Origin of the sequence: Actinomadura darangshiensis, assembly GCF_004349235.1 — a bacterium.
GTDB lineage: Bacteria > Actinomycetota > Actinomycetes > Streptosporangiales > Streptosporangiaceae > Spirillospora > Spirillospora darangshiensis.
In genome coordinates, this window is record NZ_SMKY01000123.1 from 1 (window position 1) to 24,460 (window position 24,460).

A 24,460-nucleotide genomic window follows, 5' to 3' on the forward strand; every position below is an offset into this window, starting at 1 on the left:
CCGCCCCACTGCCCTGACCTCAAAGGAGATCCGATGAAGACCGCGATGCTTCCCGTGCCCGGCGCCGACCTGTACTACGAGGTCAGGGGCACGGGCCCGGTGCTGATCATCGGCCAGAGCGGCGAGGGCGACGCGGGGCGGAGCGCCGCCATGGTCGACCGACTGGTAGAGCACTACACCGTCGTCACCTACGACCGCCGCGGACTGTCCCGGACGAAGGTGGCCGATCCGTCCGCGTTCGTCCCGCCCGAGACGCACGCCGAGGACGTCCACCATCTGCTGGCCGCGCTCACGGACGAGCCCGCGCTCATGCTCGGATGCAGCCTCGGCGCCCTCTACGGCCTGCACCTGGCGGCGGCCCACCCCGGGCGGTTGTCCGTCCTCATCGCCCATGACCCCGCCGTGCCCGGCCTGCTGCCGCCCGCCGACCGCGCGCGGATCGAGCGCACCCTCACCGACGTCGAGACCGCCGCCCGCGCCGGCGACTGGCGCGCGGCCGTCGCGAAGGTCACCGCCGCCACCGGCCTCGACCCCGCCAACATGAGGACCGAGTCCGGCGTCACGACCGTCCCGATGACCGCGGACCGCGCGGCCAACATGACCTACTACCTGACCAACGACGTCGCCGGTCTCCGCCGCGACACCCTCGGCCCCGCCGAAATCCTGACCGCCACCGCGACGACTCGCATCATCCCCGCCGCCGGGGCCGACTCAACGCGCGCCTGGAACCATCAGTGCGCGACGCAACTGGCCGCCGTCCTGAACGCTCCCCTCTCGGAATTCCCAGGAGGCCACAACGGCAACACGGCCTTCCCTCGCGCTTTCGCAGCCCGCACCCACGAACTCCTAACCTCCTGACAACGCACCAGCGACCCAACCCAAGACCGCCACCACACCTCCCCAGATGGACGGCCGGAGCCCTGCCTTGCGGGCTTGGGAAGGGTCCGTTACCGGGCGCCGGCCGCCGGGTGTCCGTGCCTTGACTGCTCCCACTACTCGGCGGACGGTCCGCGGCGGCCGGCGCGTTCACATCGATCCAGGAGCGTCACCTCTCAGTGCCCCAGCGCCCGGGTGGGCGCGGGCCTCGGTCCCGGCAGGACGCGCCCTTTCCCGCATGGACGGCCTGGATCGGTTTGTCGTGTTCATTCAGTTGAATCCGAAGGTCGGGGACAGCCGTCGCTGCCGGAAGAGGGCGGACGGGACGGCGTCCGCGAGCGCCTTGTATCCGGCCGGGTTCAGGTGCAGGTGATCGCCGACGTCCAGGGACGGCCGGAGCCTGCGCGGGTCGGCGGGGTCGCGGGCCGCACGGTCGAAGTCGATGACGGCGTCGAAGCGGTGACCGGCGCGGATCCACTCGTTGACGGCCTGGCGGGCACCCTCGCGGTAGCCGTCCGGATCGTCGTACATGGTGTTGCCGCCGAACGGGGTGAGCGTCGCGCCGTACACCCGGATGCCCAGCGCATGCGCGCGGACGACCATCTGGTCGTAGGCGGCGATGAGGTCGTCCGCGACCTGCTTCTGCGCGGCAGGGGTGGCCGCGGCGGTACCGATGTCGTTGACGCCCTCGAAGACGACCAGCCATTGGACGCCGCTCTGGGCCAGCACGTCGCGGTCGAACCGGGCGAGCGCGTTGGGGCCGAGCCCATCGTTGAGGACGCGGTTGCCACCGGCCGCCTGATTGACGACGGCGATGCCGCTCGTGGACGGATGGGACTGCAGCCGGTCGAGCAACTGGTCCGGCCAGCGGTCGTTCATGTTGGTGGTGGAGCCGCGTCCATCGGTGAGCGAGTCGCCGAGCACGACGGCCGCCGCGGTGGCCTGCTGGGCCCACACTTCGAGGCCGCTGAGGAAGTACCAGTGGTCGGCGTGCGTCGCTCCGGGCAGATCGGTGTCCCCGACGTGGTCCCCGGCCACCATGTAGGACGTGGTCCGGGATCCGGGGTGGGACGTGATGTCGGTGGAGGCCTGGCCGTCCGCCAGATAGGTCGTCACGCTCAGGACGGACCTGGGCGCCACCGGGAACGGCAGCGGATCGGAGACCATCTGCGCGCCGACCGGGACGACCACGGCAGACCGGCCGTGGAAGGTCACGGGCCGGGACGTCCCCGGCTCGATCGCGCTGACGCCGGCCCTCCCGCCGTCCGGCAGCGCCACCGACACCTTGGTGATCGGGAGCGCCGTGCCGCCGAACGCGTTGGAGAACCGCAGCCGCACGTTGCGTCCGCCGACCGAGACACGGACGGTCTGGCGCAGCGTCGCATCGTCGAAGACGCCGCCGTCCCGGGTGAACGGTGGCGGCGGCATGTTGCCGGGCTCGGTCAGCTGCGGCATCGACACCCAGCTGTCGACCCAGTGGCCGCCGATCTTCGGAACGGCCGGGCCGCCGGCCGTCCGGGGCGCGCCCTCCGCGCCCCGGACGGCGACCGTGAACGACGCCGCGACCAGCGCGGCCGCGAGCGTCATGGCGCCGGCCGACCTGCCGGCATGCAGGCGCTGCGCGAACGCGCCCGCTCTCAGGAAACGTCTCACCCCAGGTCTCCGATCGACTCTGCGAACGAGGGAGCGATTCGAAAGCTTTCGAAGCCTTTCGAACTTTTGGCTGAACGTACGCCGCCCGGATCAACGCGTCAAGAACAACCTTCGGAAGCGCCTCTGACCCCCGCCTAGCCTGCTTCTCGCAGCGAACTCGCCTCGGCAACCCCACGATCGCCCCTCAAGCAAAGCCCATTGACCACACCCATGAGACGGCGTACGTTACCGGCGACCTCCATCGATATATTTCGAAACTTTCGCGCTAGAAGCGCGATGCCAAGCCGGCCGAAACAGCGTTCGTACAGGCGCCACGGACCAACCCGGGGTCGTGGGGTCGACCCGCCCTCCCCCCTGTGGGCGGGTCGACTGAGATCCATGGTCGGGCTAGGCAGGTGGGGGTGTTAGTAGAACGGGGTTCTGTGGATAACTCGTCAGCGGGCCCAGCGGGCGGGGTCTCCGCCGCCGGCGCGCCGGGCGGCCAGGGCGCGGCGGGCGGTGGATTCCACGATCGCGCGGGCTTCGCCGAGTTCACGGTCCGTCGCGGCCACCTGCACGGGGCCGGGAGGCGCGTCGACGTGGACCGTGGCCAGACCCAGAAGGCGCTGGAACGGGTTCACGGTGAGCCGGACGCTCTGCGCGCGCGCGTGGGCGATCACGTCCGTGCGGCGGCACGGCCATCCGTGCCGGGTCACGAAGACGACGTCGTCGGTGCCGGCGCCGTCCGCCTGGTCGATCGACACGGCCTTGGAGGACGCAGGGACGAGGGCGACCGCGTCCACGTTCGTCCCTGGGAAGACCTGTGAGACGAGGTGCATGGCGACGTGGCGGGGCGCGACGGGCAGCAGCGTCGAGGACAGCGCCTGGCGCTCGCCTGCGTAGCCGGCGACGGTGACCTCGACGCGGGCCCAGCCGAGAGTCCGCCAGAACGCCGGTTCGATGATGCTGACGGCTTGGACACGGCCAGGCGGCAGCGTCTGCATCCGGGTCTCCAGCAGCCCGTAGCGCAGGCGGATCCCGTCCGGTGACATGGCGACGGTGAAGTTGGCGTACATCACCAGGGGCGCGGCGACGGCTCGGATGAGGCCGAGCAGGACGGGGATGGTGACGGCCAGGATGCCGCCCTCGGCGTACAGCACGAGGAAGATCAGGGACGCGATGAAGAGCAGCGCCGTCCCGAGGACGGGCAGCCGCACGATCAGCGACCCGAACAGGGAGCCGAACGGGACGCGCCACAGGTGTCGTTCGGGCGCCTCTGGCGTGTGGCCCGGAAGCCCGGCCGCGCGGGCGAGGAGTTCGGCGCGCAACTGCTGTGCCGAGTGGCGCCCCAGGTAGCGGAGCGCGATTTCGCTCTTCTCGCCTCCGGCCAGCTCCACGCGTACCTCCGCCAGCGCGAACACCCGCGTCACCAGTGGGCGGACCAGATCGATGGCCTGGATGCGCGAAAGCGGAATACGGCGCACGTTCTTACGCAGGATGCCGGTCTCGACGACCAGGTCGTCGTTGTCGATCCGGAAACGCATTGCCAGCCACGTCCACAGGCCCGTGCCCACCGCGATCAGCCCCATGGGGATGGTCACCAGGAGGAACCGGAAGATGACGTCCGGAGTGAGCGCCAGGGTGATGCCGCTGCTCGTCTGCGTCAGCAGTAGCGGGAAGCCCAGGAGGACGAAGTAGATGATGAGGAAGATGAACGCCCGCATTGGGGCCGTCGCCCAGTGGAGCCTGTGCGTGCCCTCGGAGAAGCGGATCGGGGGGCGCTGCGCCTGCGGCGGACCGTACCCGTACGGGGGGCGCGGCGGCCCATAAGGCGGTTGCGGGGGGCCGTACGGAGGGCCTGAGGGGCGGCCCTGGGGCCCGTACGGGGGTCCGTATGGGCCGGGCGGTCCATACGAGCCGGGTCGTCCTTGCGGTCCAGGCGGTCCTTGCGGGCGCTGTGGTCCGTATGGGCCATAGGGGCCGCTCATAGCCCCATGCTCCGTTCCTCGCCCTTCTGCGCGAGTCGGTCACGCAGATGCGCCGCCTCCGCAGTGGGCAGTCCCGGGATGGTCGCGTCCGTCGCGGCGGCCGCGGTGTGCATCCGGACGGTGGCGATGCCCATCCACCGCTCGATGAGCCCAGCGGTGACGTCCACGAACTGCATGCGTCCGTACGGGACGACGATGAGCCGCCGGACGAACACCCCGTGCGTCACGATGAAGTCGTCGGCACGCTCGACGTAGCCGTAGGCGCGCCGATCCAGTTCCGCGACCAGCCAGGTGAGGGCGACCCCGAGGACGACGGCGGCGATCCACATCGCCGCGGCGATCACGCCACCGTTCCTCCACACGATGAACGCGCCCGCACCACCGATTGGGATCGCCCACAGAACGGCGGCGAGGAGCCGGTGCAGGGCATGGCGTTTGGAAATGGGCGACCAGTGGAGGCCCGAGCCAGGCGCGAACGCCTGATCCGCTTGGTAGGTGGGCGGGCTCTGCTGCGCCGGGTACTGTGCCCCTACCTGACCTTGGCCAGGCGGTGGGCCGCCGTGGCCCGGGCCGGGAGGCGCGGGCATGTGCGCCGCGCCCTGGGGTCCAGGCCGCGCGGCGGGCTCGTATGGCGGTTCGCCGTGGCTCGCGTTCATTGCCCCCTAGTCAACCGGATAACGAGTACCGCTCGCCATGGGACCATGAAGCGGTGACCGGAGCGGCGGAGACGCGACCATGACCACCGAACGGATCGTCGGGATCGGTGCGGGCGCCAAGGAGCTCGCCACCGAGGACATGACTCTGAACATCGGCCCCCAGCACCCGTCCACGCACGGCGTGCTCCGGCTGAAGCTGACCCTGGACGGCGAACGCATCTCGACCGCGGAGCCCATCGTCGGGTACATGCACCGGGGGGCGGAGAAGCTCTTCGAAGTCCGCGACTTCCGGCAGATCATCGTCCTGGCGAACCGGCACGACTGGCTGTCGGCGTTCTCCAGCGAGCTCGGCGTCGTCCTCGCCGTGGAGCGCATGCTCGGCATGGAGGTCCCGGCGCGCGCCGTTTGGATGAGGACGCTGCTGGCAGAGCTCAACCGGATCCTCAACCATCTGATGTTCCTCGGCTCGTATCCGCTCGAAGTGGGCGCCATCACCCCGATCTTCTATGCGTTCCGTGAACGTGAGGCCTTGCAGCGCGTCATGGAGGAGATCTCCGGCGGGCGCATGCACTACATGTTCAACCGTGTCGGAGGCCTGAAGGACGAGCTTCCCGCCGGCTGGACGGCGCGCGCGCGGACCGCCGTCACTGAGGTCCGGTCGCGCATGGGCGACATCGACGACCTCATCATGGGCAACGAGATCTTCCGGGCCCGGACGAGAGGCGTCGGTGTCCTCACGCAGGAGCAGATCCTGCAGTACGGCGCGTCCGGTCCCATCGCCCGCGCGTCCGGCATGGACTTCGACCTGCGCAGGGACGAGCCCTACCTCGCCTACGGAGACCTGGACGTCCGCGTCGTCACCCGTACGGAGGGCGACTGCCTGGCCCGCTTCGAGTGCCTGCTGGACCAGGTCCACGCCTCCCTCGACCTCGCCGACGCCTGCCTGGACCACCTCGCCGACCTGCCGCCAGGCCCGATCAACCAGCGGCTGCCGAAGGTCCTCAAGGTCCCGGAAGGGCACACCTACGCCTGGACGGAGAACCCGCTGGGCATCAACGGGTACTACCTGGTGTCGCGCGGTGAGAAGACCCCGTGGCGGATGAAGCTGCGGTCCGCATCGTTCAACAACATCCAGGTCCTCACCGAGCTGCTGCCCGGCAACCTCGTCGCCGACATGATCGCCATCCTCGGCTCGATGTTCTTCGTCGTCGGCGACATCGACAAATAGGCGACGAACGCTTATGCGCGGGACGCGCGGCGGTCGTGTTCCTCCTCCTCCGGGTCCTTGGGCACCCGGCACGCGTACTCCAGGAAGAACGCCCCCGCCACTAGCACCACCGCCGCGAGGAACGTCCCGCCGCTCACGAAGAAGTCGTGGCGTGGGGTCGGTTTGTCGAGGGAGGACGCCAGATTCGCGGCGAACCCAGCGAAAACGCCGGCGATGACCGCGGCGGAGTGCGCGCTGGCCTTCCCGAGGGCGGCCAGGCGCGCCACCGCCATGGGGTCGAGCGGCTTCTGCGCCGGCTTGCGCCCCGCCTCTGGCCTCCGCCCCTTGTCGCTCCTGCGGCGGATCCGGCGCAGGACGTTCAGCCCGGTGAAGGCCTCACCGAGCGCCAGCAGCAGCAGCGTCGGCACGGCCGTCCACGGCAGCGGCGGGAGCGAGACGTAGGCAGAACGCAGCACCGCCCAGGTGATCACCGCGATGACGACCACGAGGGCGGTGACGAACAGCGGGCGGGACGGTTTCATGCAGGCTGCTGCAAGGCCAGGTCGTCACGCCGCTGGACGGCCGACGCACCACCCTCGGACTGCTTGGCCTGCGCCAGGTCGCCGACGCGGCCGTGCCCCGGCAGCAGGACGTCCGGCTCGATGTCGGCCCAGGGGGCGAGCACGAAGGCGCGCTCGTGCGCGCGCGGGTGCGGGAGCGTCAGATCGGGGTCGTCGGACGAAACGTCGCCGAACACCACGATGTCGATGTCGAGCGTGCGCGGACCCCAGCGGACCACACGTTCCCGGCGCATCGCGTTCTCGATGTTCAGGACCCGCTCAAGGAGGTTCTCCGGTGGCAGGCGCGTATCGGCGATCAGCACGATGTTGAGGAAGTCGCCCTGCTCGGGGATGTTCTCCCCTCGCGGCGCATAGGGCGCGGTCTCGTAGACGGGCGAGAACGCCACGAAATTCAGGCCCGGAGCGTCGAACAGCGCGTCGACCGCCTCCTGGATGTTGTCCAGCCGGTCCCCGAGGTTGCTGCCGATCGAGAACACGACACGGTGCTGGACCAGCATGTGCCCGCCGGTGGCGGTGCGGTCGGGCATGCGGTCGGACGCTGTCATGGGCGAATCCTCCTGATCTTCACGGCGACGTCCGTGAAGGGGTGCGGGACCGGGGCGCTCGGTTTGTGGACGGTGATCTCCACCTCGGACACCGTCCCATCCTCCAGACATATTGTCGCCAACCGGTCGGCCAGCGTTTCAAGGAGGTTGACGGGCTCCCCTTCGACGACGGCGACCAGACGGCCGGCGAGCGTTCCGTAGTCGACGGTACGCGAGAGGTCATCATCGGCCGCGGCCGGGCGGGTGTCCAGCCCGAGGACCGCGTCCACGACGAACTCCTGGCCCAGCTCGCGCTCGGCGGGCAGGCACCCGTGCCGGCCCCGCGCCCGGAGCCCGCGCAACTCGATGCGGTCGAGAGCCTCGATGCGGTCGAGAGTCATTCTTCCTCTGCATCCACGACGTTGAGGACGGGTGAGCCATGGTGAAGCAGGAGCCGCCACTCACCGTCCGCCCGTACGAACACGTTCGTCGCCACGATGCTTCCCCCCGCGAGGAAACCCGCCTCCGTGTCCTCGTCGGCGGTGAGGACGTTCTCCTTGCACGTCACTACGGCGTGGTCGCCGTAGACGTCGGTCTCAACGTCGGTCAGCACGAACTGGATGTAGGTCGTGTTGGCCATGATGAGCGCCCAGGAGCGCAGTACCGCCTCACGTCCGCGCAGCATCGTCCAGCCGGGATGCACGCAGGAGACGCCCTCGGCGTACCGGCCGTCCGCCCACACCGCCGACATCCGGTCGAAGTCACCGGCCTCGAAAGCGGCATAGAACTCGGCGTGGACCTCGTCCACGTCGGCACGGTTAACGGCACGGCTCATAGGCGGGAACCCCCGTCGTCGGAACTGTCTTCACTGACCGGGCGGGCCGCGCTGATGGCGGCCGCCACTCGCACCGCGTCCGCGTTGGGCCGGACTCTGTGCACTCTCACGCACCATGCCCCGGACACCGCGGCCAACGCCGTGGTCGCCACCGTCGCATCGTCGCATTCGGCGAAGGCGCGGGGCGTCCCGTCCGGATCCGCTAGGAGCTTCGTCAGGAAACTCTTGCGGGACGCGCCGACCAGCACCGGATACCCGGTCGCGGTCAACGCGTCGAGCCGGGCCAGCAGCGCCCAGTTATGGCCTGCCTTCGGGCTCTTGGCGAAGCCGAGCCCAGGATCGAGCACGATCATCGACGGATCGACGCCTTCGCCTAGGACGGCGTCGACTCGGTGCAGCAGTTCGTCGCGCACCTCACGGACCACGTCCGTGTAGATGGCGCGCGTTTGCATGTCGTGACTGTGGCCGCGCCAGTGCATCACCACATACGGGACGCCCGCGGCGGCCACCACACGCGGCATGTCAGGGTCGGCCAAGCCGCCGCTCACGTCGTTCACCAACCGGGCGCCCACGCCTACGGCGGCCTCGGCGACCTCTGCGCGCATGGTATCGACGCTGACCGGAACGTTCTCAGCAACGAGTGCCTCTATGACGGGCACCACGCGGCGCAGTTCCTCGTCCTCCGACACACGCTGCGCGCCAGGGCGCGTGGATTCGCCGCCCACGTCGACGATGTCGGCGCCCTCCGCGACGAGGTCGAACCCGTGGCGAATGGCCTTCTCCGGGTCGAACCAGGCCCCGCCGTCCGAGAAGGAGTCGGGTGTCACGTTGACCACGCCCATGACGAGGCACCGCCCTGGCTCGGGCAGCCCCGGAACGGCGGCACTGGTCATGTCACCCAACCCTATGCCTTGCGCACACCTTGCCGGAGCGGGCCTCGGCCGCTCCGACGCGTCCGGCATACCCCCTCCGGAACCAGCAGAACGGGCCTCAGCGCGACGCTGAGACCCGTTCTGGGCGGTCTGGCGGCCCGACCAGGGCCTGTGGTTCAGTAGCGGCCGAGAATCAAGCTCATCGCCTCGGACCGCGTCTCGGCATGATCGCGGAAGTCGCCGCGCACCGCCGACGTCACGGTCTTCGCGCCCGGCTTGCGCACACCGCGCATCGTCATGCAGAGGTGCTCCGCCTCGATCACCACGATCGCCCCGCGCGGCTCCAGCACGCTCATCAACGCGTCCGCGACCTGGCTGGTGAGTCGCTCCTGCACCTGCGGCCGGCGCGCGTACACGTCGACCAGGCGGGCCAGCTTGGACAAACCCGTGATCTGGCCCTTCTTGTTGGGCGTGTACCCCACATGGGCGACCCCGTGGAAGGGGACCAGGTGGTGCTCGCAGACCGAGTACACCTCGATGTCCTTCACCAGGACCATTTCCTCATGGTCGGCGTCGAACACCGTGGTCAGCGCGTCCTCGGGCGTCTGGCGCAAGCCCGCGAACTGCTCCGCATAGGCCCGCGCCACCCTGGCGGGCGTGTCACGCAGCCCGTCACGGTCGGGGTCCTCCCCGATGCCGATCAGGATCTCGCGGACGGCCCTCGCGATGCGCGCATGGTCGAAGTGCCCGCCGTGCACGGTCGCGCCCGGCGGGTCCTCCTCGATCGGCGCCTCGTCGTACGGAATCGCCAAGGCGGTCAGCTTTCGCCCTGGGCCGGGTCGACGGCCTCGGAGGGGACGCTGCCCTGGCCGTTGCCCTTGGTCAGTTCGGTGACGTCCTGCGGGCCGAGCAGAGCCAGCTCCTTGGGCGTGAGCACCGGCGGACGCTCGGACGGCAGGCGCTTGCCATAGCCCGTGTAGGAGTTCTGGTGCGGCCGCTTCTGGATCGGCGAGAAGATCTCCAGCACCATGTCCTTGGACAGGGTCTCCTTGTCCATCAGGTTGACCACGAGGTCGTCCAGGACGTCCCGGTACTCGGTGAGGATCTCCCACGCGGTGTCGTGCGCGGCCTCGATGTAGCGGCGGACCTCGTCGTCGATCGCGGACGCGATGTCCTCGGAGTAGTCGCGCTCGTGGCCCATGTCGCGGCCCAGGAAGACCTCGCCCTGGCCGCTGCCGAACTTACGGGCGCCCAGCCGCTCGCTCATGCCGTACTCGGTCACCATGTTGCGCGCGATGCCGCTGGCCTTCTCGATGTCGTTGGCCGCACCGGTCGTCGGCTCGTGGAAGACGAGCTCCTCCGCGGTGCGCCCACCGAGCAGCATGGCGAGCTGGTCGGTCATCTCCGAGCGCGTGGTGAGGAACTTGTCCTCCATCGGCAGGGTCATGGTGTAGCCCAGGGCCCGTCCACGCGGAAGGATCGTCACCTTGTGCACCGGGTCGGAGTTCGGCAGCGCGTGCGCGACGAGGGCGTGCCCGCCCTCGTGGTAGGCGATGATCTTCTTTTCCTTCTCCGACATCACCCGGGTCTTGCGCTCCGGCCCGGCCATGACGCGGTCGATGGCCTCTTCCAGGGTGTCCATGTCGATCAGCTTGCGGTCGAAGCGCGCGGTCAGCAGCGCCGCCTCGTTGATCACATTGGCCAGGTCGGCGCCGGTGAAGCCCGGGGTGCGGCGCGCGATCACGTCCAGGTCGACGTCCTGCGCGAACGGCTTGCCGCGCCCGTGCACCCGCAGGATGCCCTTGCGGCCCTCCAGGTCCGGGCGGTCGACGGTGACCTGGCGGTCGAAGCGGCCGGGACGCAGCAGCGCCGGGTCGAGGATGTCGGGGCGGTTCGTCGCGGCGATCAGGATCACGCCGCCCTTGACGTCGAACCCGTCCATCTCGACGAGCAACTGGTTCAGCGTCTGCTCGCGCTCGTCGTGGCCGCCGCCGAGGCCCGCGCCGCGGTGCCGGCCGACGGCGTCGATCTCGTCGATGAAGATGATCGAGGGGGCGTTGGTCTTGGCCTGCTCGAACAGGTCGCGGACGCGGGACGCGCCGACGCCGACGAACATCTCGACGAAGTCCGAACCGGAGATCGAGTAGAACGGCACGCCGGCCTCGCCGGCCACGGCGCGCGCCAACAGCGTCTTACCGGTGCCGGGCGGGCCGTACAGCAGCACGCCCTTGGGGATCTTGGCGCCGATCGACTGGAACTTCGCCGGGTTCTGCAGGAAGTCCTTGATCTCTTCCAGCTCTTCCAGGGCCTCGTCGGCCCCGGCCACGTCGGCGAAGGTGGTCTTCGGGGTGTCCTTGGTGATGAGCTTGGCCTTGGACTTGCCGAAGTTCATCACCCGCGAGCCGCCGCCCTGCATCTGGTTCATGATGAACAGGAAGATCAGCACGATGACCACGATGGGCAGCAGGCTGAACAGCAGGTTCAGGAAGAAGCTCTGCTTCGGGACATCAACGTTGTAGCCGCCGGGCAGCTTGCCGGCATCGGCTTGCTTCTGCAGCTGCTGCTGCAGTTGGAGTCCCTGGCCGTCGACCCAGGAGGCCTGCTGCTGCTTGCCGTTCTTGAGGGTGAGCTCGACCCGCTGGTCCTTGTCCACGATCTTGGCGGACTTGACCTGACCCGCGTTGATCTCCTGGACCACCTTGGAGGTGTCCACCTTCTCGAACGAACGGCCGGGGTTGACGCCCCACATGACGAGGGCGACCAAGAGGCCGAACAGCAGGATCCACAGCAGCGGCCCGCGAAAGTAGCGCTTCACGTCCATTTATCCGGTTACCCCTGGGGGGCCCGTCCCTCCTGACCAACGTCTGTGTGCATCCTCGCCAATGGCCCGTCGCCCGGGGGCTACAGACCCTCCATGGCGGCTTCCCACATATGGCTCCCCGAACCCAGGGTCCGGGACACCGACGGTACACCGCAGGGCGCAGGAGACGCAGCCGACGCCGTTCCCCTGCATCCCTTCCATATACCCGTCAACGATCCTTGCAACGATTCGTCACGGTCGCTTGTTCCCTGGGGCCGTTCGCGCGCCTCTGGACGGCGCGTCCGCGGCGGGCCGGCCAACGAACCGTGACCAGGGGTTCCCGTGGCCCGATCCTAGGCGGGGTCAGGCACCATCGCCGCCATACACGTGCGGGGCCAACGTGCCCACGAACGGCAGGTTCCGGTACTTCTCCGCGTAGTCGAGCCCATAGCCGATGACGAACTCGTTGGGGATGTCGAAACCGATGTACTTCACATCGAGCTCGGTCGTGACCGCCTCCGGCTTGCGCAACAGCGCGCAGATCTCCAGTGACGCGGGGTCACGCGAACGCAGGTTGCTCACCAGCCACGACAGTGTCAGGCCCGAGTCGACGATGTCCTCCACGATGAGCACGTGCCGGTTGAGGATGTCGGTGTCGAGGTCCTTGAGAATCCGGACGACGCCGGACGATTTCGTGCCCGACCCGTAGGACGAGACCGCCATCCAGTCCATCGAGGCGGGCGAGTGCAGCGCCCGCGCCAGATCCGCCATGATCATGACGGCGCCCTTGAGGACCCCGACGAGCAGCAGGTCCTTGCCCGCGTAGTCGGCGTCGATCTGTGCGGCGAGCCCCCGCACCTTCGCCTGCAGGTCGGCCTCGGGGATCAGTACCTTCGCCAGGTCGTTGCCCAGGTCCTTCTCGTCCACAACCCCACCCTCATCGCTCAGAACCCGCCCGTCCGGTGGGACGGACGCAGGAACGGACACCGCCGCGCGCCGCGTGGGCCTGCAGCGGCCGCGCCGTGTGATGGTGCGCACACGCCGCGACGTCAAACCGGGCCGAACAGCAGCTTGCCGGACCGCCGGACGGCTCGCAGCCCCCCGGGCAGATCCACGTGCCGCTGGCCGCGCCAGGCCGTGACCAGCCGATCCACTGAATCGACATGGACCGCCGCGAGCGTACCGGGTGGGCTTCCCGCCGCGACCGCCGCCATCCGCAGGACCCGTGTACGGACGGCTCGGGGCAGCGCCTCTAGACCTTCCAGGCGGATGGCTACGCGGTTGCCGTCCGTTGTGGTCGCCAGGTCGGTGTAAACGCGGGCGGCCAGGTCGTCCAGGGCGTCCGCGTCGTCGCGCAGCATCCTGGCCGTCCGCGCCAGCGCTTCTGCCACTCCGGGGCCGAGCGTCTTCTCCAGGGCCGGGAGGGCTTCATGGCGTACGCGCACGCGCGTGTAGGCGGGATCGATGTTGTGGGGGTCGTCCCAGGGCGTCAGCCCCATCGCCTTACAAGCCCGTCGTGTCGTGTCGCGATCCAGCTCCAGCAAGGGCCTCACGTAGAGGACGTCGCGAGAACGCGTGAATCTGGCCGGCATCCCGGACAGCGACCGGGCCCCGGAGCCACGCGCGAGCCCCAGCAGGACGGTTTCCGCCTGGTCGTCTTGGGTGTGGCCAAGGAGGACGGCCGCAGCACCCAGCCGGTGGGCCGCATCGTCCAATGCCGCGTACCGGGCGTCACGGGCGGCGTTCTCTGGGCCGCCTGCCCCATCCACGGTGACCGCGACCGATCCCGATGGGTCGAGGCCAAGGCCGGCCATGGTTCGGACCACCGAATCGGCACGCTCGTCCGAACCGTCCTGCAGGCCGTGGTCGATCGTGACCCCGCCTGCCGGACGTCCCGCCCTGGGTGCCTCGAAGGCCAGCGCACCCGCGAGCGCCAGCGAATCGGCGCCTCCGCTGCACGCCGCGAGGACCATCCCGTCCTGGGGCAGCTCGGCGAGCACCCGGCGCACGGCGAGACGTACCGCCGCGACCGCCGGATCAGGACCCATGGGAAACGTCTACCACCACCCACCGACAGGCCGCCCGCGCCAGGGTCAGGCTTCGCTGGCCTTGGGCGGGGCGTCGAGAGCGCGCGGGCCGACGACCCGGTCCATCCACAGGCCCGGTTCCTTGATCTCGTCGTGGGTCGGGAGGGTCTCCGGCGACTGCCAGACCTGATTGAACCCGCTCATGCCGACCTCGGTGACGACCCGGCGCACGAACCGTGACCCCTCCGCGTACTGCTTCATCTTCAGGTCGATGCCGAGCAGGCGCCGGATCGTCCTGTCGAGCTTGGAGCCGCCCGTACGGCGCCCCTGGAAACGCGACCGGATCTGCTGAACGGACGGCACGACCTCTGGGCCGACCGCGTCCATGACGTAGTCGCCGTGCCCCTCAACGAGCGTCATCACGGCGGTAAGGCGGTCGAGGATCTCGCGCTGCTCCGGGCTCTGGATCGCGTCGATGAGGTTGGCGTCGCCACCGCGCACGACATCCGCGACGGCCTCGGCCGCGTCCCGGATACGGTCCAGCATCACGCCCGGGTCGAGGTCGGACGCGAGGAGGAACTTGGTCATCTGGTCCTGGACGTACTCGCGCAGCCACGGGACTCCGGTGAACTGGGCGCGGTGCGTCTCCTCGTGGAGGCAGACCCAGAGGCGGAAGTCACGCGACTCCACACCGAGCTCTTGCTCGACGTGGACGATGTTGGGCGCGACCAAAGTGAGCCGTCCTGTCGACGCACGCCCCGAGGGGTCCGGCGGCAGGAACAACTCGTACTGCCCCAGAACACGGCTCGCCATGTACGCCAGGATCGCGCCGACCTGCATGCCGGTGACACGGGAGCCCACGGCCTGGACGACCACGTTGCCCGCGTTGCCGAGAGCGCCCGGACCACGCCGCTCGGACATCTGCTCCATGAGCGGCTCAAGGACGACCCGGAAACCGTCCACGTTCGCGCGGATCCAACCGGGCCGGTCGACGATCGTCGCCGGGTCGGGGTCGAGCTCGGAGGCCATGCCGGTGAACTCCCGCACATGCCCATGCGCGATCTTCGAAAGCTCGCGCAGCTCCTTCACGACCTCACGGGCCTCGTCGTGGGTGACCTGCGGGCCCGGCCTGACGAGCCGGGTTCCGGCCTGAACCGCCACGTTCCAGTCGATCATTGAGGCGCTCATGTACTCCACCGTACGTTTCGGACGTGGCGCCGGAGCGCCCTGCATGGTCGTTCAACGAACAACCGTTCTGGTTATCTCCCGTACGCCCGCCGCCACACCCCCGGGTCAGCCGCACCCGCAGCTCGCCACGGCCGCCGCCAGCCGGTCGAGCTTCCCCGGATCGACCGCGCTCTTCCCGTCCCCCGCCATGAACGCGAACGCGAGCAGCCGGCCGTCCGCGTCGTAGGCCAGCCCCGCCAGCGTGCTGACGCCCGCCAGGGTGCCGGTCTTGGCGCGCACCATCCCCGCCCCCGCCCGGCTGGTCGCGACCGTGTACCGCGGCGGGCTCAACGTGCCCGAGAACCCTGCGATGGGCAATCCGGTGATGACCGGACGCAACTCCGGGTGGTCCTCACCGGCGGCGAGCGACACGATCCGCGCCAGCGCGATCGGCGAGATCCGGTTTCGAGGCGACAATCCACTGCCGTCGTTGACGGAAACGCCCTGCGCCACCCCAAGCTTGGCCAGAACCTGCCGGACGGCCTGAGCAGCGTCCGCGAACGTCGCCGGACGGCCCAGTTTGATGGCGACCTGGCGAGCCATCGCCTCGGCGACGTCGTTGTCGCTTTCCGTCAGCAAGTGCTCGACCAGAGCCGACAGCGGCGGCGACTGGACGGCACCGAGCTGCGCCGCCTCCTTCTGCGCGACCGTCCGTCGCCCTGCCTTAGCGGAGACCCCGTTCTTGGACAGCAGACGCGCGAACTGCCGCGCCGCACTGGCAGGCGGATCAGAAACCCGCGTCTTCTTGGACGGATCGGACGGCGCGACCCGTCCCTCATCAACGGTCAGAGCGGCGACAGGCGCCACCTCACCGTCCGGCAGGTAATTGGGTTTCCATCCAGCGGCCGTGCTGGGCCCCTGGTACGCGGACGCGTCGTAGTCCACTCGCACCTGGCGCACCCCAGACGCCTTCAGCGCCGACGCCGTCTGGCGGGCCAGGTCTATGAGCGACGCATAGGGCGGGTGTCCGGCATCGGGACGTGGGGGAAGAGCGGTCAAGGTAGGATCCCCGCCTCCGACCAGAACGATCCCGCCGCCGGTGCCCTGCACGGTCCGGGTGGTGATCTGGTGCGCGGGGCCGGCCGTGGCCAGCGCCGCCACCGACGTCGCCAGCTTCGTCGTCGAGGCCGGGGTCGCGGGCCGGTCGGCGCGCAGCTCGTACAGGGCGCGGCGAGTCTCCGCGTCGATGACCACCGCGTTGATCTTCGCCTTCGGGCCGCCCGCCAGCGCCGAGAGCCGTCCCGCCAGGACGGACGGGTTCGGCGGACGGCCCGAGCCGGCATCGGCGGCCGGGATGGCGGCCGCCGGGTCCGGAGCCCGGACGACGTCGCGCGCCGCAACGCTGGGCGGCTGCGGCGACAGATGCCGGTCAGGTGTGAGTTTCACCACTGCCAGCCCGGCGGAGGCGGCGAAAACGTTAAGGAGAGACAGCGACAGGACAACGAGGGCTGGGCCTCGTCCAGGCACGTGACCGCCCCTCTCCCACTCAGCACTCACCAACGTGCGACATCCTTATACATGGGAACACTCACCTGTGGCGCCGGCCTCGCCTCACAGGGTCCCGAAAGACTATGCACTGCGCGCGCGCAGGGAGCGGAGGACATCTTGGATTTCGACGTCACCATTGAGATCCCGAAGGGCCAGCGGAACAAGTACGAGGTGGACCACGAGACCGGGCGCATCCGGCTCGACCGCATGCTGTTCACCTCGACGCAGTACCCGGCCGACTACGGGTTCATCGAGGACACCCTCGGCGAAGACGGCGACCCGCTGGACGCACTGGTCCTGCTGCAGGAGCCGACCTTCCCGGGCTGCCTCATCCGCTGCCGCACCGTGGGCATGTTCCGGATGACCGACGAGGCCGGTGGTGACGACAAGGTCCTGTGCGTCCCCGCCACCGACCCTCGCATGGAGCACCTGCGCGACATCCACCACGTCGCCGAGTTCGACCGCTTGGAGATCCAGCACTTCTTCGAGGTCTACAAGGACCTGGAGCCCGGCAAGTCGGTCGAAGGCGCCAGCTGGGTGGGGCGTGTGGAGGCCGAGCAGGAGATCGAGCGGTCCTTCAAGCGCGCTGCGGACCAGGGCGGCCACTGAGCGTCGCCCGGTCCCGCCGACCACCGGCTGGGCCGTGCCGGGGCCGGGACAGGGAATCGCGGACGGCGCCGATCGCTCCCCGCCGCCCACGCGACGCGTGTCGCGCCGGAACCCTTCCGTACTGGACGTCGTACGGAAGGGTTCCCGCTTTCCTCGGACGTTCCTCAGGGGCCGGGGCTGGGTCAGCCTGCGGGACGTGTGGCCCCGATCAGGTCGCTCCGATGAATGCTGGAGATGCGCACGCGTGCACCGGTGTAGGGCGCCTCGACCATGCGGCCACCGCCGATGTAGATGCCGACATGGTGGATGGTGCCGGGATCGGACGTATCGGTCGCGAAGAAGACGAGGTCACCCCGACGCAGTTCGCTGATGGGGATGTGTGGTCCGGACGTCCATTGCGTGCCGGTCCAGTGGTCGAGCCGTACGCCGGCCTTGTTCCACGCGTACATGGTCAGGCCGGAGCAATCGAAACCGACGGTCCCGGCGCCCTGTTCTATGCCGTAGCTAGGGCCGGCCGCGTTGCCTCCGCCCCATGAATACGGAGTGCCGAGCCACTCTAGGGCCGCCTGGGTGACGATGGCCCCACGCGCCGCCGAAGTGGTCAGCCCCGCCCCGGGATGATCCGAATCGGTGAAGTCGGAACGCGCCTTACGGGCTTCGGCCTTCTCCATTGCCCGTTCCCGCGCGCGCTTGACCTTCGCAGCGTGCACCTGGGCCTTGCCAAGCCGACTCTCTAGGCGTCGCTTCTCAGCCTCAATGCGCTGGACGGATGCCTGCTGCGTGGCCACCGCGTCCTGGGCGAACCGTCTCGCCCCTTCGGCACGCTTCGTCGCGGCCCCTTGCTCGTCCAGCGCGACCTTCGCCTGACGGCGGAACACGTCCGCCACGTTGTTGGACGCCTCGACCCGATCGAGCATGGCCGTTCGCCGTTCGGCGAGCATCTTCACCATCCCGGCGCGGTCCATGAAGCCTTGTGGCCCGCCCTCGCCTGCGATCGCCGACGAGATCTCGTCGTAGCCGGTGTTGTCCCGGTAGACCTGTGCGGCGAATGACGCCAGTCCCGCCCTGGCTTCCTCCACACGGCGGTTGGCCTCGGCCAGCCGTGCCTGGGTGTCCCCGTACGCCTGCTGTGCGTGCTGCAGTTTCAGCTGCTCACCGTTGTAGCGCTCCACTGCGGCCTCGGCGGCGATGGCGAGTCTGTCCAGTTCACCGTCCGCCTGGGCGAGCATGGCTTTCGTCCGTCCGACTTCGGCTGCCCGCTCCTTGACCTGCCGTTCGCTCCGTTCGACGTCCTTCGCGCTGGGGCCGGGATCGGACGAAGGGCGGGCGGCCGCGGTCGGCACGAGCATGCTCATGGCGATGGACAGGGCGGAGGTGAACGTGACCAGCCGCAGCGTCGTGCTCCGGGGGGACGGGATCACGCGACGGGTCTGTGCTGCGCCAGATGCCATGATCACGTCCTCCCCCCGCGATGTATTGCTTAGCGCAAATGATCACCTACGAAGAGTAGTTGACTCTGGCAAGGGCAGGTACTTCCGCCACTCGCTGCCTGCGGCTCGATTCGTCAGCCGCTCGGTGTCGGGCCGGCGCCGGAGGAGGTGGTTCCGGATGGCGGTTCTGGGGCCGGCCCAGACGAGGGTGGAACGGTCGGTTCCGTGGACGGCGAGGGGTCCGGCCCGCTACTGGCGGGCGGTGAGCCGGAGTGTCCGGGCGCAGAGGGCGACTGCGAGGGAGTGCCAGGCCGGTGCGTCTCAGGCGGACTGGACGGGCTCGCTGAGCCGGAGTCCGTCGGTGTCGGCGTCGGCGTCGGATCAGTTCCGGGGGCATCGGGACGCCAGGTCACGCGAACCTGCTCCCCGCTCGGCCGGAACGCGATGGTCCCTTCTCCCTGCGAGTTCTCCTTGCGTGAGACGTGGACGCGCACGGTCACGCTCTGCCCGGCCTTGAGCCGTCCAGAGGATGGGCTGGCTCGCAGAGGTCCGTGGCTTTTCGCCTGCCAGGCCACTGGTCCGCCTTCTGCGCGCAGCTCAATGGAGCCGTCCGAATCCCCCGCCAGGTCGAGGAAGTGTGGGGAGACCGCTAGTGCGCCGGTGGCCGCAGGCCCAGACGGCTCGTCCGACGAGACCAGCTTGGAGGACGGCGTCGGAAAAGCCGTCGGCGGCGTGGACGAGGTACGCGCGCCCAGGGGGAACGTGGCCGACACAGGGGCCGCGTCGAGCTTTCCAGGCGGTGTTGGACGTCCAGCCTGCTCCTGGTCGGCTCCGGGTATCTGGGAGAAGCCAGGCACCGCCGTCGGATGCGGCCCTGAAACGGTGTTCGCGTCCCCACGTCCGGAACCGATGAGCCCGTACATGGAGGCGACCCCACCGCCGGAGAGGAGCGCCACCACCGCGAGCACTGCGGCGGCACGGACGGCCTGGCCGTAGAGACTCACGGTCGTTCCGTCCTTGGACGCCTTGCGAGCGCGCCTGAAACGCCAGCGGCCACGTGGGCGAGCCGTTCCGGCCGGGCCTCCTGCCTCAAAGGACTGGACGGGAAAGCCATCAGGCGTGAACTCCGTGACCCGTGTGGCCACGAAGAGCCTGTAGCCGACCAGTTCCGGGTCAAGGAAGCAGCTCATCACGCGGACTCGCATCTCCGCGGCCGGCGTCGCGTCGGGCAGCAGCCCGTACACCTTGGCGGCGGACACGGTACGCGGACGCAAGGCTCCGCAGACCGAGCAGCCGTCTGCGTGCACCATCAGGCGCCTGCTGATGTCGTGGGTGAGGTCGCCACGCCGCTCCCGCAGCAGCGACGCGCGCTCTGGGCAGCCGTAGGGGCCCTTGTGCGCGAGTATCTCCGCCGTCAGCGCTTCGTCCAGTTCGCCGTGCGCGCGGTCGAGGGCCGCCTGCGCGTCCTTCAGCGACAACCCGAACACGGCGGCGAGGTCGGGGACCGACAGCTGGTGCCTGACCCGCAGTTCCAGGATCTCCCGCGAAACGGGGCGCAACGCCAGGACCGCCTGCCACGCCGTGATGCGCTGGTCGACGTCCTCCTGGTCGTGATTGGCGACCGGCACGTCCGGCGTCTGGTGCCTGGGAGGCAGACGTCTCGCGCACTCGAGCCGGGCGATGGCGTAGAGCCACGGACCGAACCGGTCGGGATCGCGAAGCTTGCCGATGTGCGCCTCCGCCACGACGAACGCGTCCCGTAAGGCGACCTGGGCCGTGTCACGGCATCGCACCTGGAACCAGCAGTAGGCGTAGAGCCTGTCGGCATAGGCGTCGTACACCGCGGCCGTGGCGCCGGTGTCGCGCTCGCGCAGCGCCTCGACCAGGAGATGGTCGTTCATGCCAGAAAAGCTAAAGGTTCCGGGCGCTCTTGACTAGCAAATTCAAGAGATCGAACTCCGATACCGAACACCATTCTTGTGCCTTCCTGGGCACTTTTGCAAAGTGTCGCGTTTGTGTGATTTGAGCGATTCGACCGAGATACTGCAAGGTTCGCATGGTTCGCGCTACCAGGGCTTCATATCGTGTTGCGATCATGGCAACACGCAGAGTGAATGGCCTGAATATTGCCCACTCAGTCACGCACAAGCGTTTCCATCATGGACGGGAGATGCTTTTCAGCGACAGCGGCTATGGCAGCGACCTGCGCGCTGGTGTAGATGACGGGTTCCGATGCTATGGCGCGTGGAATCGCCCCAGCCGCATGGAAGAGCACTGCCCCTTGCTGGACACCAACCCGGGCGACCCGTGCCCCGTGCACGACCACCATCGGCGTGACATGCACGTCATAGCCCACCTCTTGGGAGAGCAACTCGGCGACACTGTCGGCAGCCCGAGCCGCAACAGACCCCACCCCGCCGACCGGCCTGCGCCCGACCCAGAGGCGACGCCGCTCGGCGCGCATCCGAGCCCCCAACCGGAGCCGCCTGCTAGCGATCGCGTAGATGCCGGTGAGTCCGACCACCAGATGGTCGAGGTTGGCCGCAGGCGTGGACCCGTCCGGCAAGACCCGGTCGTGCAGCACATGGAAACCCGCCGGATCGAGACGCGCCAGACGACGTCCAGTGCGACGCTCGGCGTGGGCACCGCGACGCCAGTTGGTCACAGGGCCCGGCTTGTACCTCGCATAGGCCGCATGCCCCACGAAGACGAGAACGGCCACCACGACTCCCGCCCACCAGACGCCCACGCCGGCCGCGACGACGCCGGCGGCGCAAGCCACCACCGCACGCATCGCGCGTCGCTCCCAGCGGTGCTCGGCGGCGAGCATGCGGTACCGGTGGCGCGCCGAGGCCCCGGCGCGTGACACGCCGACACCGCTGCTGCGCACCTCAAGGCCTCATTTCCTCGGCCCCCGAGCCGCACCTGAAGGCACCAGCGTGCGGCAGCCGCTTGATCACATCAAGGACTTTCCCCGGGTCGATCCGCGAATCGGGTTGACACTGTCATCATGACAGTGTCATTATCGGAGCCATGGACAGTACGTGGACGATCGGCGAGCTGGCGGAACGCGCCGCCGCGGCACTGGCCGTGGACGGATCCGCCCAGGTCAGCGGCCGAGTGCGCGACCTGCCCAACGAGCGGCTGATCCGCTGGTACACCACGATCGGCCTGGTCGACCCGCCGCTCGCCCGCCGCGGCCGCACCGCCCTGTACGGCCCCCGCCATCTCCTGCAGCTCGTCGCGGTGAAGCGCCGCCAGGCCGCGGGCCGCTCCATCGCCGAGATCCAGCTCGAACTCACCGCCGCCACCGACACCGTCCTAGGCCAGATAGCGAGCCTCCCCACCTCCACCGACCCGCCCAATGCGGGGCCGGCCGAAGCCCGCCAGGGCGCCACCGCAGCCGACGCCAGAGGGGAAGCGGAGACGACGGCGCCCGCCGGCGTGCCGTCCACGGAGGCTGCGGCAAGTGCGCCCGGCGAAGAAGCAGAAGGACGCGAACGAGGCAGCTTTTGGAGCGCCCGTCCCGATGTGTCCTACCGCCGCACAGCCGTCGCCGATGGCTACGGCGCCTCCCCTCCCGCAGTCGTCCAGGGGGTTCGTCTCGCGCCCGGACTCACCATGCTCCTGGATGTCCCAGCCCTGAGCGGCGACGACCTCGCCGCGATCGAGACCGCCGCGGGTCCGCTCCTCGACGAGCTACGCCGGCGCGGTCTCCTACCCCCCGCCGGCAACCACGTCAGACACCCCGCGTTCCCGCCCGCCGACGAACCCCGGAGGACCCAGTGACCGTGCGCATCCTGCCGCTACCCGAGACCGCGCCACCGGCACCCGACCGCGGGCTCGGCGCGCTCAGCACCGACAAGGGCAACCTGCCACTCGACTCCGTCGACGTACGCGCATCGGTCACCGGCCTGGTCGCCGGCATCGAGGTGGTCCAGGGCTTCCGCAACCCGTTCGACGTACCGCTGGAGGCCACCTACATCTTCCCCCTGCCCGACCGCGCAGCCGTCACCGCACTGCGAATGGAGGCCGACGACCGGGTCATCGAGGGAGAGCTGAAAGAGCGCGGCCAAGCCAGGCAGGACTACGACACCGCGATAACCGCGGGGCAGCGCGCCGCCATCGCCGAGGAGGACCGCCCAGACGTCTTCACCATGCGGGTGGGCAACATCCTCCCGGGTGAACGCGTGACGATCAGACTGACACTCGACCAGCCACTGCCGCACGAGTCGGCGTCCAGCACAACGTTCCGCTTCCCGCTCGTCGTGGCGCCCCGCTACATCCCCGGCGCGCCCCTGGACGACGAGCGCGCCGGATCCGGAGTGGCCGACGACACCGACGCGGTACCGGACGCGTCCCGGATCAGCCCGCCGGTCCTGCTGCCCGGATTCCCCAACCCGGTCCGCCTCGCGGTCACCGTTGACATCGATCCTGCCGGGCTGCCGCTGACCCAGGTCCGATCGGCGCTGCACGTGGTGGCCGAAGAAGGCGACGGCGAACGCGTCACCGTCCGGCTACAGCCCGGCGAGCGCCTCGACCGCGACTTCATCCTCCGCCTGGACTTCGCCCCGCATGAGAGCGCGGCCCTCTCCCTGGTCCCGGACGAGTCCGGCGGCGAAGGGACGTTCAACCTCACCGTGCTGCCGTCCGGAGAGGCCAAGCCAAGTCCACGCGACGTGGTGCTCGTCCTCGACCGCTCCGGCAGCATGCGCGGATGGAAGATGGTCGCCGCACGCCGTGCCGCCGCGCGCATCGTCGACACGCTCCGCACCGAGGACCGGTTCGCCGTGCTGTCCTTCGACACCGTCATCGAACGTCCGCGCGACCTCGGAACCGGGCTCGCCGACGGCACCGACCGCAACCGCTTCCGTGCCGTGGAGCACCTGGCCGCACTGGACGCGCGCGGCGGCACCGAGATGCTCGCCCCGCTCGACGAGGCCTGCCGCCTGCTCGCAGACTCCCCACGCGACCGGGTGCTCGTCCTCATCACCGACGGCCAGGTGGGCAACGAGGACCAGCTCCTCGCCCGCCTGGAGCCACAGTTGCAGGGCGTCCGAGTCCACACGGTCGGCATCGACCAGGCCGTCAACGCCGGCTTCCTGAACCGCCTCGCCACGACCGGCCGCGGGCGCTTCGAACTCGTGGAATCCGAGGACCGCCTCGACGAGGCGATGGAGCACATCCACCACCGGATCACCGCCCCGCTCGCCACCGGGCTCACCCTGCACGCCGACGGCCTGGAGATCGTCTCGGGAACGGTGGCACCGGCCCGGCTGGGCGCCCTGTTCCCCGGCGTCCCATTGGTGATCGCGGGCAGGTTCCGCGGCTCCCCGTCCGGGGCGCTGTCCGTCCAAGGCACCACTCCGGACGGGACGGCATGGGAACAGCGCGCCACCGGCATCAGCACCCGGGACCGGGCCGCCACATCCATCTGGGCCCGCGCCCACCTGCGCGACCTGGAAGACCGCTATGCGGTCGGAGGCCCAGACGACCTCGAACAACGCATCGTGGCGACCTCGCTGCGATTCGGTGTCCTCTGCCGCTTCACCGCATTCGTCGCGGTGGACAGCCGAGTCGCCACCGAGGTCGGCAGCTCGCACCAGGTCGTCCAGCCAGTGGAGATGCCCCGAGGCTGGGCCGCGCCACAGATGGGCCGGGCCACCTTCTCGGCCGCCGCGGACACTTTCGCCGGCCCACCGCCCCCC

General features: G+C 69.5%; 22 protein-coding genes. 5 read left to right on the forward strand and 17 right to left on the reverse strand.

The window, feature by feature from the left end:
* Window positions 1-33 precede the first annotated feature (33 nt).
* Window positions 34-858 carry an alpha/beta fold hydrolase gene (locus E1293_RS24625; protein WP_207939068.1) on the forward strand — a complete coding sequence of 275 codons (825 nt, stop codon included), beginning with the start codon at window positions 34-36 and terminating at the stop codon, window positions 856-858.
* Between the two features lie 288 nt (window positions 859-1,146).
* Here E1293_RS24625 and E1293_RS24630 read toward each other — a convergent pair whose 3' ends face one another.
* The 3 genes from E1293_RS24630 to E1293_RS49575 all read right to left on the reverse strand — a co-directional run bounded on the left by E1293_RS24630 (window position 1,147) and on the right by E1293_RS49575 (window position 4,840).
* Window positions 1,147-2,529 carry an SGNH/GDSL hydrolase family protein gene (locus E1293_RS24630; protein ID WP_243716491.1) on the reverse strand — a complete coding sequence of 461 codons (1,383 nt, stop codon included), beginning with the start codon at window positions 2,527-2,529 and terminating at the stop codon, window positions 1,147-1,149.
* A 434-nt stretch (window positions 2,530-2,963) separates the two neighbouring features.
* Window positions 2,964-4,232 (reverse strand): PH domain-containing protein, encoded by a 1,269-nt coding sequence (locus tag E1293_RS24635; protein WP_243716493.1) that lies wholly within the window; start codon window positions 4,230-4,232, stop codon window positions 2,964-2,966.
* 260 nt (window positions 4,233-4,492) lie between these two features.
* Window positions 4,493-4,840: a PH domain-containing protein gene (locus E1293_RS49575; RefSeq protein ID WP_243716495.1), complete on the reverse strand. Its 348-nt coding sequence runs from the start codon at window positions 4,838-4,840 to the stop codon at window positions 4,493-4,495.
* 391 nt (window positions 4,841-5,231) lie between these two features.
* Between E1293_RS49575 and E1293_RS24645 the strand changes: the two genes are divergently transcribed.
* Window positions 5,232-6,380, forward strand: a complete 1,149-nt coding sequence (locus E1293_RS24645) for an NADH-quinone oxidoreductase subunit D (protein ID WP_132199823.1) — start codon at window positions 5,232-5,234, stop codon at window positions 6,378-6,380.
* A gap of 11 nt (window positions 6,381-6,391) precedes the next feature.
* Here E1293_RS24645 and E1293_RS24650 read toward each other — a convergent pair whose 3' ends face one another.
* The 11 genes from E1293_RS24650 to dacB all read right to left on the reverse strand — a co-directional run bounded on the left by E1293_RS24650 (window position 6,392) and on the right by dacB (window position 16,611).
* Complete coding sequence (locus E1293_RS24650) at window positions 6,392-6,901, reverse strand: DUF3180 domain-containing protein (RefSeq protein WP_132199824.1); 510 nt, start codon at window positions 6,899-6,901, stop codon at window positions 6,392-6,394.
* On the reverse strand, window positions 6,898-7,485 hold the full coding sequence (folK, locus tag E1293_RS24655; RefSeq protein ID WP_132199825.1) for a 2-amino-4-hydroxy-6-hydroxymethyldihydropteridine diphosphokinase: 588 nt from the start codon (window positions 7,483-7,485) through the stop codon (window positions 6,898-6,900). The genes E1293_RS24650 and folK overlap by 4 nt, the downstream gene beginning before the upstream one ends.
* The gene (gene folB / locus E1293_RS24660; RefSeq protein ID WP_132199826.1) at window positions 7,482-7,865 is read right to left on the reverse strand and encodes a dihydroneopterin aldolase; all 384 of its coding nucleotides are present in this window, start codon (window positions 7,863-7,865) and stop codon (window positions 7,482-7,484) included. The genes folK and folB overlap by 4 nt, the downstream gene beginning before the upstream one ends.
* Entirely contained in the window at window positions 7,862-8,299 is a 438-nt protein-coding gene (locus E1293_RS24665) for a nuclear transport factor 2 family protein (RefSeq protein WP_132199827.1), read from the reverse strand. Before E1293_RS24665 ends, folB begins: the two co-directional genes overlap by 4 nt.
* Window positions 8,296-9,192, reverse strand: a complete 897-nt coding sequence (gene folP, locus E1293_RS24670) for a dihydropteroate synthase (protein ID WP_165978377.1) — start codon at window positions 9,190-9,192, stop codon at window positions 8,296-8,298. The genes E1293_RS24665 and folP overlap by 4 nt, the downstream gene beginning before the upstream one ends.
* Before the next feature lie 155 nt (window positions 9,193-9,347).
* Window positions 9,348-9,956: a GTP cyclohydrolase I FolE gene (gene folE / locus E1293_RS24675; RefSeq protein ID WP_132199840.1), complete on the reverse strand. Its 609-nt coding sequence runs from the start codon at window positions 9,954-9,956 to the stop codon at window positions 9,348-9,350.
* A gap of 32 nt (window positions 9,957-9,988) precedes the next feature.
* Window positions 9,989-11,992 (reverse strand): ATP-dependent zinc metalloprotease FtsH, encoded by a 2,004-nt coding sequence (ftsH, locus tag E1293_RS24680; RefSeq protein ID WP_132199828.1) that lies wholly within the window; start codon window positions 11,990-11,992, stop codon window positions 9,989-9,991.
* A gap of 342 nt (window positions 11,993-12,334) precedes the next feature.
* Window positions 12,335-12,898, reverse strand: coding sequence for a hypoxanthine phosphoribosyltransferase (gene hpt / locus E1293_RS24685; protein WP_132199829.1), 564 nt, complete (start codon window positions 12,896-12,898; stop codon window positions 12,335-12,337).
* A gap of 122 nt (window positions 12,899-13,020) precedes the next feature.
* Window positions 13,021-14,019 (reverse strand): tRNA lysidine(34) synthetase TilS, encoded by a 999-nt coding sequence (gene tilS / locus E1293_RS24690; RefSeq protein WP_132199830.1) that lies wholly within the window; start codon window positions 14,017-14,019, stop codon window positions 13,021-13,023.
* 45 nt (window positions 14,020-14,064) lie between these two features.
* Window positions 14,065-15,174, reverse strand: coding sequence for a zinc-dependent metalloprotease (locus tag E1293_RS24695; RefSeq protein WP_132199841.1), 1,110 nt, complete (start codon window positions 15,172-15,174; stop codon window positions 14,065-14,067).
* 117 nt (window positions 15,175-15,291) lie between these two features.
* A complete protein-coding gene (gene dacB / locus E1293_RS24700) occupies window positions 15,292-16,611 on the reverse strand; it encodes a D-alanyl-D-alanine carboxypeptidase/D-alanyl-D-alanine endopeptidase (RefSeq protein WP_243716497.1) in 1,320 nt (439 codons plus the stop codon).
* Between the two features lie 219 nt (window positions 16,612-16,830).
* Here dacB and E1293_RS24705 point away from each other — a divergent pair, with 219 nt between their 5' ends.
* On the forward strand, window positions 16,831-17,322 hold the full coding sequence (locus E1293_RS24705) for an inorganic diphosphatase (RefSeq protein WP_132199831.1): 492 nt from the start codon (window positions 16,831-16,833) through the stop codon (window positions 17,320-17,322).
* A gap of 182 nt (window positions 17,323-17,504) precedes the next feature.
* Here E1293_RS24705 and E1293_RS24710 read toward each other — a convergent pair whose 3' ends face one another.
* From E1293_RS24710 to E1293_RS24720, 3 genes are all read right to left on the reverse strand, one after another.
* Window positions 17,505-18,773 (reverse strand): NlpC/P60 family protein, encoded by a 1,269-nt coding sequence (locus E1293_RS24710; protein ID WP_132199832.1) that lies wholly within the window; start codon window positions 18,771-18,773, stop codon window positions 17,505-17,507.
* 113 nt (window positions 18,774-18,886) lie between these two features.
* Window positions 18,887-20,653, reverse strand: a complete 1,767-nt coding sequence (locus E1293_RS24715) for an RNA polymerase sigma factor (RefSeq protein ID WP_132199833.1) — start codon at window positions 20,651-20,653, stop codon at window positions 18,887-18,889.
* A 233-nt stretch (window positions 20,654-20,886) separates the two neighbouring features.
* On the reverse strand, window positions 20,887-21,642 hold the full coding sequence (locus tag E1293_RS24720; protein ID WP_132199834.1) for a nuclease-related domain-containing protein: 756 nt from the start codon (window positions 21,640-21,642) through the stop codon (window positions 20,887-20,889).
* 143 nt (window positions 21,643-21,785) lie between these two features.
* Here E1293_RS24720 and E1293_RS24725 point away from each other — a divergent pair, with 143 nt between their 5' ends.
* Window positions 21,786-22,541, forward strand: coding sequence for a MerR family transcriptional regulator (locus tag E1293_RS24725; protein ID WP_132199835.1), 756 nt, complete (start codon window positions 21,786-21,788; stop codon window positions 22,539-22,541).
* Window positions 22,538-24,460, forward strand: a 1,923-nt coding sequence (locus tag E1293_RS24730) for a VIT domain-containing protein (RefSeq protein WP_132199836.1), incomplete at its 3' end; no start/stop codon positions are given. The genes E1293_RS24725 and E1293_RS24730, both read left to right, overlap by 4 nt.